The organism is Mycobacteriales bacterium (assembly GCA_035533475.1).
GTDB lineage: Bacteria > Actinomycetota > Actinomycetes > DATLTS01 > DATLTS01 > DATLTS01.
On the sequence record DATLTS010000038.1, the window covers coordinates 18009 to 30201 of the forward strand.

At 67.1% G+C, this 12193-nt stretch carries 9 protein-coding genes and 1 pseudogene; 8 read left to right on the forward strand and 2 right to left on the reverse strand.

Going from position 1 to position 12193, the window contains the following annotated elements:
- Nucleotides 1-43 precede the first annotated feature (43 nt).
- Both VNG13_08315 and VNG13_08320 read left to right on the forward strand, forming a co-directional pair.
- Nucleotides 44-2437, forward strand: a complete 2394-nt coding sequence (locus VNG13_08315) for an IPT/TIG domain-containing protein (GenBank protein HVA60526.1) — start codon at nucleotides 44-46, stop codon at nucleotides 2435-2437.
- A gap of 827 nt (nucleotides 2438-3264) precedes the next feature.
- Nucleotides 3265-3498 carry a hypothetical protein gene (locus VNG13_08320; GenBank protein ID HVA60527.1) on the forward strand — a complete coding sequence of 78 codons (234 nt, stop codon included), beginning with the start codon at nucleotides 3265-3267 and terminating at the stop codon, nucleotides 3496-3498.
- 91 nt (nucleotides 3499-3589) lie between these two features.
- On the opposite strand, the gene VNG13_08325 is transcribed toward VNG13_08320, so the two are convergent.
- On the reverse strand, nucleotides 3590-3715 hold the full coding sequence (locus tag VNG13_08325) for a hypothetical protein (protein HVA60528.1): 126 nt from the start codon (nucleotides 3713-3715) through the stop codon (nucleotides 3590-3592).
- Here VNG13_08325 and VNG13_08330 point away from each other — a divergent pair.
- Together VNG13_08330 and VNG13_08335 are read left to right on the forward strand one after the other, a co-directional pair.
- Nucleotides 3660-5019: pseudogene (locus VNG13_08330) on the forward strand (IS1380 family transposase). The gene VNG13_08325 and the pseudogene VNG13_08330 sit on opposite strands and share 56 nt — an antisense overlap.
- A 213-nt stretch (nucleotides 5020-5232) precedes the next feature.
- Complete coding sequence (locus tag VNG13_08335; protein HVA60529.1) at nucleotides 5233-5619, forward strand: hypothetical protein; 387 nt, start codon at nucleotides 5233-5235, stop codon at nucleotides 5617-5619.
- Nucleotides 5620-6134: 515 nt separating this feature from the next.
- On the opposite strand, the gene VNG13_08340 is transcribed toward VNG13_08335, so the two are convergent.
- Entirely contained in the window at nucleotides 6135-7004 is an 870-nt protein-coding gene (locus VNG13_08340) for a hypothetical protein (GenBank protein ID HVA60530.1), read from the reverse strand.
- Nucleotides 7005-7295: 291 nt separating this feature from the next.
- Between VNG13_08340 and VNG13_08345 the strand changes: the two genes are divergently transcribed.
- The 4 genes from VNG13_08345 (at nucleotide 7296) to VNG13_08360 (ending at nucleotide 11220) form a co-directional block, all read left to right on the forward strand.
- Nucleotides 7296-7823 carry a hypothetical protein gene (locus VNG13_08345; GenBank protein ID HVA60531.1) on the forward strand — a complete coding sequence of 176 codons (528 nt, stop codon included), beginning with the start codon at nucleotides 7296-7298 and terminating at the stop codon, nucleotides 7821-7823.
- Nucleotides 7824-8097: 274 nt separating this feature from the next.
- A complete protein-coding gene (locus VNG13_08350) occupies nucleotides 8098-9816 on the forward strand; it encodes a hypothetical protein (GenBank protein ID HVA60532.1) in 1719 nt (572 codons plus the stop codon).
- A gap of 76 nt (nucleotides 9817-9892) precedes the next feature.
- Nucleotides 9893-10183, forward strand: coding sequence for a hypothetical protein (locus tag VNG13_08355; protein HVA60533.1), 291 nt, complete (start codon nucleotides 9893-9895; stop codon nucleotides 10181-10183).
- A gap of 629 nt (nucleotides 10184-10812) precedes the next feature.
- A complete protein-coding gene (locus VNG13_08360) occupies nucleotides 10813-11220 on the forward strand; it encodes an RDD family protein (GenBank protein ID HVA60534.1) in 408 nt (135 codons plus the stop codon).
- The last annotated feature ends 973 nt before the right edge of the window (nucleotides 11221-12193 follow it).

Consider the following 12193-nt stretch of genomic DNA (forward strand, 5'->3'; position numbering starts at 1 on the left):
GTCCCGAGCAGCCGCCTGGGTGCTCCCCGTGGTGCTGGCAGCGGTGACGCTCCCCATCGCCGGAGGGATGGCGAACACCGGGCAAGCGCTCGCTGCCACCGTCCACAGTCCGGTTCGGGATGTGGCGCACACCGGTCACCGGAAGTCGGTCGTGACGCTGCGTTCGCTGTTTGGCCGACCGGCTGAGGGCTTTCATCCGCGACTGCTGCTGCCCGGAGCCGCCATTTCACACACCCGTTACCCGACGTCGACAGCGGGGGGTGGCGCCCCGCAGAAGTCCTTCACACCGGCCGGTTCGGCGCTGGTGGCGCGCGGCGGCCGGGTGGTGCAGTTCAGCGGCAGTCTCTACGCCGATACCGCTTTCCCGGTGATGAGCCTGGCCCGGCAGGTGAACGCTTTCGGGACCACGCAGCAGGCCCAGCCCCCGGATACGCAACTGGCCGCGGGCCCGCAAACCTTGCTCGAGATGGTCAACGACTCGGTGTCCGTGTGGTCGAAGTCCGGTCAACTCATCGGGTCGAGCAGTGCGTACACCTTCTTCGGGGTGCCGACCGGTTATGACGTCACCGATCCACGGGTGCTCTTCGACACGATCTCGGGGCGATGGTTTGCTTCCGGGTTCGCCCTCGATGCGGCCGGTGACAGCCAGGTCTACCTGGCGGTCTCCACGACGTCGGACCCCACCGGTGGCTGGACCGTCTACGTTGTCGACTCCACCGCGGGGGTGGTCACCGACCAACCGACCCTTGGGTTGGACAGCGTAGACGTGATACTCACCTGGAACGACTTCGTCTCCGCCTCATTCACCGGCTCCGAGGTGTGGGTGATTCAGAAATCGGCGGTGATCGCCGGGGCGAGTAGCGTGCCGGAGACCACGTTCGGCGGCGCGAACACCCCTCCGCGTCCCGCGCCGGCCCAGGCGCTCAGTGCCAGCAATGTGGACTGGATGGTCTACAACGACGCCGACCCCACGGGGAGCGTCCAGGACCAGTCCTATCCGGCGCTGGGGGTCTTTGCGATCAGTGGCACACCGGCTGCCAGCGACGTGACTCTCACTGGGTTCTACCCGCAGATCTATTCCATGTCCCCGCCACCGGCCCCGGTGCAGTCCGGCGGATCGAGCAACGACAGCCAGGACGATGACCGGATCCTGTCCGCGGTGTGGCAGAACGGTGTGCTGTGGACCGACGCCACCGATGGTTGCCTGCCCCAAGGGGACACCGTGGAGCGGGACTGTCTGCGACTGGTGGAACTGTCGGTGTCGGGCACGGCGAGCCCCACCGTGGTGCAGGACTTCGACGTGGCCACCGCCGGTGACGACCTGTACTACCCGGCGACCGGACTGGACCAGGCCGGGGCCATGTACGCGGTGTTCACGGTGTCCTCGGCGTCGAGCTACCCGTCCGTTGCCGTCACCAGCGAGCTGCCGGGAGCGAGCACCCTCAGTGGCGGCACCATCCAGCCGGGGCTGGCCGACTATCAATCGAGCACCCCGCGGTGGGGGGACTACTCAGCTGCCGCGACGGACCCGGTGGACCCCAACGTCGTCTGGTCGACCGGGGAGTATGCCACGGCTGACGGAGCGTGGGGGACCGCGACTGCAGCGCTGTCCACCTCGCCGCAGGGGCCGACCGTCAGTGGGGTCAACCCCACGTCCGGGCCGGCTGCGGGTGGTACCACGGTGACGATCTCCGGGGGGAACTTCACAGGTGCCACTGCGGTGGAGTTCGGTTCCACGCCCGCATCTGGGTTCTCGGTGGCAAACGCCACGTCGATGACCGCAGTTGCCCCGGCGACAACGAGCGGCGGACCGGTGAACGTCACTGTGACCACGCCGTACGGCACCTCGGCCCCGTCGAACGCCGACGTCTTCACCTACGCTTCCCCGCCGTCGACTGCGCCCACTCCGACGATCAACGTGCCGGCGCTGATCTACGGCGACCACGCGGTGACGATCAACGGCTCGGCCGCACCGAACGCCACGGTGATCCTCTGGCAGCGCACCTACGGCACCCCGAGCTACGTGCAGGCCGCGACCACCACTGCGGACTCCTCCGGGGCCTACTCGTTCTTCCGCTGGCAGGACATCCAGCGCAGCTACTACGTGGTCTCCGGTGGGGTCACGTCGGTGACCAAGCTGTTGCAGATCCGGGTGGTCGTGCACGCCGGGGTGACCTCCCCGAGCCGCGGTACCATCGTCGTGCACGTGGTCACCGGCCCACCGCAGGGCGGGCGGGACCTGCGGATCTACCGGATCAACGCGAACAACACCCTGACCCCGGTGTTCTTCGGCCCGTTGAACAGCGCCGGGCAGATCTATGTGACCCTGCACAACTACCCACCGGGTGCCCTGGAGAAGTTCACCGCCGTCGTCTACGCCGCCCCCGGGCTGCTCAACGGTGCCTCCCCGGCCGCCGGCGGGTTCGTCCACAACTGACCAGCCTCGCGGGTGACTCTGGTCGGTTGAATCCGAGCATCCTTGGTGTTAGGCAAATTTCGGTTAGGACCTTTTTGGCTCTTGTGACGAGTGTGCGGATCTGACCGTCCGATAGGCACGAGGGGAGGGAGGGGCTGCCCGCGACACTCGGAAGCACGAGAGCGGCTTCGGTGTGCTGCCGGGCGTGGACTCCGCCAATCGAGTGGTTACCGATGGCATCGGCGCTTCATGCTGTGACGAGCGGGCGTTGTGCATGATCTTCGCTCGCCACGGCGAGATCCGAAGGGGCTCTGGTTGCTGACCATGGACTCGTCACTGGCCGTAGGCGCGGGGCCCTGCCAACGCGGGATCATGGTCGGCGTTGTGAGGCGTGAGTCCACGGTTGGCCGCGGGGACGAGGACCGTGAGGAGGTGCCGTTGCCCGGGGCGCCTGGCGGCGTTCGGATTCGGGGTCGGGACTACGTCTGCGCACCGTCAGGGTTCGTCATGGAGCGTGAGGTGCGCGGTTTCGTCGTACCTCGAAGGCTTTGGGGCGAGGTTCTTGACCTGCGTACCTCGCTGGCGGCGATCGAACTCGCTGGGGGCGCTGATGAGGCGGCCGGTAGTCGGATCCCGCTGTGTCGGGAGTCGGCAGGAAGATCAACGAGCCGAGTCGACACTGTGGTGCGGCGAAGAGGTCGCTCGATGTGCTGTGGCTGGCGGGGCGGGTTGCTGACAGGATGCAAGGCGTGGCGATCTATGCCTGCCCTGCTGTGGAGGATCTAAGCGACAGTTATCTGCCGCTATTCCGCCGTGCAGCGCAGAGGGGCACATCGTTCACCTGGAGCGTGGCGAAGACCGCCTGGCGTGGGGACACCGCACTCATCTACCTCTCCGGCCGGCACGCCATGCAGTTCGTCGCCTACGGACGCATCGACACGATGCCCAGGTACGACGGGCGTGACGGGCGCTACTACTCCAGGCTCGTTGACGTGGAGCTGCTGCTGGCCCCCGTGGACCGGGAAACGGTCATGGCTCAGCCCGGATCCACCGCGGAAGTAGGTCGCGGGGGCAGGTCGTAACCCGCGGGTGCCCTGCTGTGTAAGGAGAATGTGGCTTGTCTAGGGCCGTATTCTTACTTCGCAGAAGGAGCATCCGCGGGATGCAAGTTTCTCACAGGGCCAGCCAGGTGTCGGCAGTGTTCGACGATCCGAATCTGGTGTCGTGCGGCGGGCTCGCTCCGGTGGTCGCGCTGGCCGAGCGTTGTGGCCTGGCGGAGTTGGTCGCGGACAAGCTCACGTTGACAGCGAAGGGCAGCGCGAATGCGCACCTGAAGATCCCGGCGCTGATCGCTGGGATGGTCGCGGGGGCCGACTCGATCGATGACCTGGACCTGCTCCGGCATGGCGGGATGGACCGGTTGTTCACCGGCATCCACGCCCCGTCGACGTTCGGGACGTTCCTGCGGACCTTCACCTTCGGCCACGTCCGGCAGCTCGACAGCATCGCCGCTCACCTGCTCGCTGAGCTCGCCACCCAGACACCACTGCTGGCCGGCGCCGAGGCGGTCACCTGGGTGGATATCGACGACACCATCCGGGCCACCTACGGTTACGCCAAGCAAGGTGCCGGGTTCGGCTACTCGGGGGTGAAGGGCCTGAACGCGCTGATCGGGATCGTGTCCACGCCGCTGTCCCGGCCGGTGATCGCGGCGACCCGGTTGCGGTCCGGGAACGCGAACAGCGCCCGGGGCGCTTCCCGGCTGGTCGCCGATGCGCTGAAGACCGCGAAAGCCTGCGGCGCCGGCGGGCCAGCCGGCAAGGGCCTGGTCGTGCTGCGCGCTGACAGACAGCGCGTTCTACAGCCACGACGTGATCGCCGCCGCTGGCTGCGCGAAGGCGTGCTTCTCGATCACCGCCCGGATGAACCCGGCTGTCCGCAAGAAGATCACCCAGATCGCCGACGATGCGTGGACGCCGATCAGCTACCCCAACGCGGTCTGGGACGAGGACGAGCAGCGGCTGGTGTCGGACGCGGAGATCGCCGAGATCGAGTTCACCGCGTTCACCAGCCGCCGAAAGGGCGAGCAGATCACCGCCCGGCTGATCGTGCGCCGGGTGAAGCGCCTCAACCCGATGAGCAAGCCCAAGACCGGTAACAAGAACAAGGGTCTGACGGCACAGCAGCAGGAACTGTTCGCGGTCTACCGCTACCACGCCGTGTTCACCGACAGCCCGTTGACGCTGGTGCAGGCCGAGCAGAGCCACCGTGAACACGCGATCATCGAACAGGTCATCGCCGACCTGAAGGCCGGCCCGATGGCCCACTGCCCTTCAGGGTCATTCACAGCGAACAGTGCCTGGCTGGTGCTGGCCGCGATGGCGTTCAACCTCACCCGCTCCGCCGGTTGCCTGGCGTCGACGTTCCACGCCCGAGCAACCACCGCAACGTTGCGCGCCCAGCTCATCAACGTGCCGGCACGATTGGCGCACTCCGCCCGCAAGCTGGTCCTGCACCTCCCCGAGCGATGGCCCTGGCAGCCCGCTTGGGAGCAGCTCTGGGACGCCACGATGGGCGCCCCACCACGGCTCGCAACTCCCTGACCAACCCGGCCCACCAGCCCCAACCCGGAACACGAAGTGGAAGAGCCGGACCGACCGGCAGATACCCAGTGTCCAAAACCACGACCAAGATCAACAAGCCGGCGGGGACGCCATGACATCACGCGACGGTGGATCCGGGCTCAGCTCACCTGGGGGTGGCTGGAACAGCCGCGCAGGTCCTGTCGGGTTCCCGAGAGCGTTGAAGCTGGGCTGTTGAAGCTGCTGAAGTCACCCACCCTGAGCGAGGAGGAGAAGGCCCGGTCGGCGGTGGAGAACATTCGATCGGAGGCTGTTCTGCTGCGCCGCACGCGTAACCGGTCGCTGCGTGACCAGTGTGTGAGCGCGTCCGGCGGGGTATGCGCAGCATGCAGCGCGGACTATGGGGCGCTGGTGCCCGGTGGCTGGCATTCGGTCCTGCAAGCCCATCACCGGCAGCCGCTGGCCAACATCCCGAATGAGACCGTGACGACGGTGAGGGACCTCACCGCCTTGTGCCCGACATGCCATGTGCTCGTGCACCTGCGTCGACCCACACCGCTCGGCGTCCCCGCGCTACGCAGGATGATCGCCGCCGGGCAGGTGAAGCTCCCCGCCAGCTGAGGGCACCAGGATCGGGCCGCCAAAACAGCAGCACGGGGGGTCGCGGTCTCTCGAAGCAGCCGTGAGCATCAGGCAGCGCAGCGTGTGGCCCCTTTCGCGCTCACCCCGCCGTCGCGACGCGGCCGCACATGACGACGCCACACGTTCAGGAGGGCACCCGACTTTTCTACAACGCCGTTATTCCTCCGCACTGATCGCGAACCGGGTTCGACATCACTGTGTACTCATGTGCCGGCAAACTCACTCGCGATCATCTCGCCCGCCAAGGGCGGCGCGGTAGCGCCGAGTGCGGTTCGAGGCGGGAGGCCGCCGCGAAACGTACCAACCGCGACCACGGCCACCACACCGCGGTCGCTGCCCGCGCCGGTGCCAACCTGGCCACGCTCTCGGTTGGTCGCCCGAAAGCTCACCCGCCAGGCCCACCACATCTTGCGCGAACTCGGGAGGAGGCGTTCCGCGTCAGTGGGGCGCATTTGGTCGGCGCAGGCGGGTTCGGCAGTGGCGAGGTCCGCCCATCATGGCTCAAGAGATCGGTCGCGCCGAAACTCGTCGACCACGGCGTCCGTGACCCTAACGACCAGCCTCTCGAGCACGTCGTCATCGAGTCCAGTCTCGACCGCGGCGGTCCACCGTCGGAACAGTCCCTCGGCGTGCTGACGTACCCGCTGTTCATCGAGTCGTCCGGCTGAAGCGTCACGCCGCAGCACGACGAAGTCACGGATGAACCCCGGGACTTCTCGCCATTTCACCGCCGCGTCCGCTACCCCGGTCCGCAGAAGCGTAAGAACAGGCATGAACGCCCGTTCGAGGTGATCGTGGGCATACTGGAGGAATGATTCGGCATCTTCGCCCTTCCGCCGGGCGATCTCAGCGGCCAGCACGCCTACCGAGGCGTCGACCGTTCGCAGGGCCGAGCGGCGGCTCCACGCAGCCGCCGGGTTCCGCGTGACGCGCCCACGTCTTCTCACGTGACGCAACAGCGCCAATCCGCCGGCGTGTGCGGAGAAGGTCGACAGGGGATCGTAGAAACGGAAGTAGAGGCTGTGAGCGATCGACCGCGCGGGCTCGGCAGCTATGGCCTCCACCATCTGCTTCGCGGTCACGGGCTGTGCCGACTCACCCATGACCTCGGCAACCGCCTCGAACAGGCCGCGCGGCAAGAGGTCGATATCCACGAGGAACCTGAAGAGCCTTTGCATGGACTTCGCGTTCCCACTTCGCAACCGGTTGACCGCGTCGGTGTGATGAAGGCAGTAGAGACCCACGAGACAAGTTTCGATCGAGGTCCGCGCGAGTAGCGCCGTGGCCTCGGTCTGTCTCAGATATGCCGCCTGACGCGTCTGGCGTTGTAACCAGAGAAGCCGCGTTAGCGCGAGACTTGCCACCGCGAGCGGCGTAGCGTCATCACCCGGCCACGGTTCCGTCAGCTGGAGCCGCTGGGCAGCGTCGCGGACGCGCTGCCGACGAGCCCCGTCGGGATACGGCAGATAGGCGCGCAGAAGGGCGCCTCCGACCTCGCGAGTCACCGTCACTCACCCAGGCTCGCCTCTCGCGGGGCTATCGACAAGCGGTTTGCTGGTGGTGATGGGGTCACGATCTGTCTCGCTGAATCGATGCACGCCGGCCCGGGGGCTACGGGTGTCAACGGGAAGTGTGGCACCCGGCAGAATTCGAGTGTGAACCAGCTCGAAATGCCCAGTGACATCCTTACCCCTGTGATTGCGCGCGCGACCGATTTCGGGGAGGCGGCCCTTCTACTGATCGACGCCCTGCGTTCGGAGGAGGCAACGGGAGCAGCAATGCCGGAATCGAGCGTCGTGAGGCTGCACTTCGTTGCGGCCTCGACCTACCGCTCGGGCCTGCTCTGTCTGTGGATGCCTGAGACGTCACTGGCTTCCTACGGACTCATACGAGGGCTCTTGGAGGTGTGGGCTCACCTCAGCTTCATCGCCGATGACCGAGAAGGGGGCGACGCCCGATGCCGGGCCCTGCGGTACGAGCGCGGAGCGCTGAAAGAATGGGCCGACACCGCGCCCAGGGCCCCGAAGTACTACGACATCGCGTCCTGGACAGCGCGCCACGCCGACAAGGTCAGGGATATCGACTCACGTTGGCAGGAATGCGGTTGCCAGGGCACGGCGCGGACCCGCCGCCCCGTGAAGGCCACATTAGCCTCGATCCTCGGGAGCCCGTCGAGCGGATGAGTTAGGGCGTTCCGCGCGCGGTGATCGTTGGAAGTGCCTGGCGTACAAGGCTGTCGGGCGCCGACCCGCTCCGGTTCTGTAGGGGATCTCTCATAACGATGCGTCGGCGGGGCTGCTGCCGCATCCTGCCTGTGGGCGTAACTCCGCTCCATAGCAGTGCGATAACCCCGGACACGCCAGGAATCAGGCCAGGACGCGCCGCGCAAGGTTCCATCCATCGGGCGATTACAACGCTACCATCTAGAATCATGGTTCTAGTAAATCACCTACAGCGATGAGGACGGGCGCCGAGTACTTCCTGAAGCCGGCGCTGCCGGCGCAGCGCCGTTATGAAGCTCTTCGCGCCTACCTGGTCGAGGGGGCCTCCTCAGCCGCCGTCGCCGCGCGGTTCGGCTACTCGACGGCGACGATCCACCAGCTTGCCGCCGAGCTACGCGCCGGACGCACCGAGTTCTTCCGCTCCTCCAAGCCCGGCCCGAAAGGCCCGCGCAAGTCCGCGACGATCCGCGACCGGGTGCTCGTGCTGCGCGCACAGGACCGTTCGGTGACCGAGATCGCCGCCGCGCTGCACGCGCAGGGATCACCAGCATCCACCCAGACGGTGTGGGCGATCCTGCACGCCGAAGGCATCGAGCGCCTGGGCCGTCGGGGTCCCGGCGGGCCCCCGCCGCGCACCGAGCCGGTCAAGGCGCGCGCCCTGACGGACTGGCCGACCGGGGCGAGCTGGCCGTGTGACCACGCGGGGCTGTACCTGCTGATGCCAGCGATGGCCGAACTCGGCCTCGACGCCCTCGTCTCCGCCGCTCGCTATCCCAGCACCACGGTGCTGTCTTCGTTCCACTCGGTGGGTTCGCAGCTGCTGCTGAAATGTTCGCGGCGCGGCCGAGCCGCGAACGCCTTCCCGCTCGGGGCAGACCCCGGACTCGGGCTGCTGCTCGGGCTCAGCGCGCTACCCAAAGCGACCCACCTGACCAGCTACTCCTACCGGGTCAAGCGCTCCTCGAACGTCTCCTTTCTGGAGGGCCTCGCGCGGCGCTGCTCCCAGATCGGCCTGTACTCCGGCGAGGCAGGGTTCAACCTGGACTTCCACGCCATCCGCCACCACGGGCAGGAAGTCCCGTTGGAGAAGCACTACGTGCCCACCCGCTCGCAGCGGACCCGCTCGGTGCTCACGTTCTTCGCCCAAGACCACGCGTCCACCGAGATGGTCTACGCCAACGCTGACCTGACCAAGGCCGAGCAGGCCGGTGAGGTGCTCGCCTTCGCCGACTACTGGCAACGGGTGTCCGGCCAGGACCCGGGGCTGCTGTGCTTCGACTCCCAGCTCACCACCTACGACATGCTCGAGGAGCTGTGCGCCCGCGGTATCACCTTCCTCACCCTGCGCCAACGCGGCAAAAACGTGCTCAAGGAACTCGCCGCACTGCCCGCCTCCGCCTGGACAACCCACACCATCAAACGGTCCGGGCGCTACCGCCGCCCCCAGATCCACGAACAGCTCGTGCGCCTCAAAGGCATGACCCATCCGCTACGGCAAATCGCCGTGCGCAACATCGGGCACGAGGAACCCACCTTGCTGATCACCAACGACCTCGCAGCGACCGCCGGCAAGGACCTGTTCGCCCGCTACGCCGAGCGGATGATCATCGAGAACGAACTCGACGCCGACATCTCCGGATTCCACCTCAACGCGCTGTCCTCAGGGCTACCGCTGAACGTGGACCTCGACACCACCCTCACCGTGGCCGCCGGCAACTGCTACCGACTCCTCGCCCGCACCCTCCCACGCTACGAACAAGCCACCCCCGACCGGATCTGGCGCCACTTCCTCGACAACACCGGAACCGTCACCGTCACCGACAACCACGTCCGCATCGACCTCGCGCTACGCACCTACACCCCCGTGCTCATCGACGCCGGCTACCCCGAACTCGACATCCCCATCCCATGGTGGGGAGGACGCAAACTCAAGTTCGGCTTCCCGCCACGCTGACCCCCAGCACCCCAAAACCTCAAGGGAACTATCTTCCCGAGGATCGAGGTTAGACGGCCTGGCGAGGGAGCCGAGGATGGAGTGGATTCCTGGCGTCTGGAGTGCGTCCTCCGCTTCCACCCACGCGTTCGGGGTCGACTTCCTGCTGGACACCCGAGGGCAGGAGACTCGGCTCGTATGGGCTCAGCCGTCGCAGAGGGCCAGTTGGCTCATGCTCCTCGTCGCGACGTTCGACTACCTCACTGTCACCGCGGCATCGGTCCTCGCCAGAGGAGACGCCCGCATCGCCAGCTTTCAGGAGAAGGCTCGTGAACTCCTCCAAGACACGGTGCTCGGGCGCATCACCAACGGGGCATTCGATGAGTAGATCCGCACTCTCCGCGGCCGCCGCTCTGATTCGCAGCCGGTAGCGGCCCATCACCGCGCTCGGCAAACCGGGAGCGAAGGTCGTAGAGCCGACTAGACTGCGCCGACGAGCACCCCCCGCGATCACCGTCCGCAGTGCCAAAGCCGCCGACGCTGACGGGATCGCCGAGGTGCACGTTGGCACCGAGCGGGCTGCCTACCACGGTCTGTTGCCGCATGGCCTCGCCGACCCGAGACCACGGGAACGGTCAGACGTCGCCGCGGTCGGGCAAGGCGTGACGAGGACTGCGATCAGGCTGTTAGGAAAGTTTCAGTTAGGACCTTCTTGGCCCCGGGTGGCGAGCGTGCGGATCTGACTGCCCGGCACCCAGCGGTGGCCGGAAGGGTCCGCGCTCGGCTCCGATCGCTGCCCACTCCGACGCGTAGTCACCGTCCGGCCGGTACCCTCAGCCGCGGAGTGCTGCCGGCTTGGTGACAGAGACGGAGCGTGGGTGTGTGACCCAGCCATCTGACCCGAATGTGTGGGCCCCGCAAGCTGACAGGTCGCCGGCCGGTCAGCCGGTCCCAACCGGGCCAGTCAACACCGCAGGGGGCTACGGGCAATACGGTGCGCCCCCGGTGCCGGCGGGGATGTTCTTCGACTCGGGCTGTGGGCTGGTCCTGCCCCAGGGGGTGCATCTGGCCAACACCGGGCGGCGGATCGGCGCCTATTTCCTTGCCATTCCGCTGCTGGTGGTGACCTTGGTGGTCGGGTATGTCGTTTGGGGATTGATCGTCTGGGGTCGCGGCCAAACCCCGGCCCTGCAGGTTCTGGGCATGCGGTGTTGGCGGCCGGAAACCCGGCGGGTGGCTGGCTGGGGGTGGATGGTCCTGCGCGAGACCGTCGGACGATTCGTCGAGGGTATTCTGGGCTTCATCACCCTGCTGCTGTCGTTCATCCTCATGATGAGCGGCAAGGAACGTAAGTCGCTGCACGATCACATCGCGGGCACCGTGGTGCTCCACGACCCCGACAGGGTCTTGGCGCGCCAGCCTTGATCCCCACGTTAGTCGGGTGAGTTGACACCACGGGGGTTCGGGTTCCCGCGAGGCCGGCGGATAGTCGTGAAGGACTACCTGAGGGACGACGACCACAGACGCTGGGCGTCAGCGATGAGTCCGGCGGACGCTCGCGGCTCCCATTGAGCGCCACGACCTCAGCGTGGGTGACGACCGGTTCGTTTCGGGAGTCAGGGTGGCGTCCCGGCACACACCCTCTCCGGACGAAGAACTGGTTTCAGGCCCTCACCCGGGGCCAGTGCCTGCACACGTCGCCCGACTCCGAGGACCGAGTCATGGCCTGAAGGGGTCCGAAACCCCGATTCAGCCTCGACCGAGTCGGCTGGCGCGGTAGGGCGCCCCCCAGCGGAGCTTGCGGGTGCCGATTGCCATGCACCCCGCCGAGTTGAGTGCTCGGGCGAGACACTGGCTCGAGTCGACGACTTGAGCCGGGGTCGGGTGCGCCCGGATGTCCGGATGGGCGGCCCGCCGGGGCCGACCATCGACCTCAACTTGACCGTGCGGATTGCCGGTCTTCCAGGGTCCGCGGCGGTGAGGCACCGGCGGTGCGACGCTGGCACCCACCAAGATTCGATTCGGATACCCTTTCTGCGAGGATCGCCAGCCGGGGTGGAAGCTCGCCAGCCGCGACGTTTTGCCAGCTCAGCGACCGTAACCGGGGGTTTGGACCCTCACACCGTTCCATTCCGGTGCGGGCCATGCGCGCGTGCCGGTCGGCACGTCCGGCTGGATCGCCGTTCACGAGCCGCAGCTGCGTCCGCGTAGTCGGCGGAGTTGGCCCAGGGGTCAGGTCGGCTTGGTGGCCAGGTAGACCGTGTTGGTGGCGCTACGGTTTTGGAGTGGGTTGGGGAAGCTGACAACCTCCGCGGCGACGTCGACGAACACCTCCGCGAGGACCGCGAGGTAGGCGTCGTCGGGCGGGTCGTTGGACCACAGTGCGTAGACGCCTGCT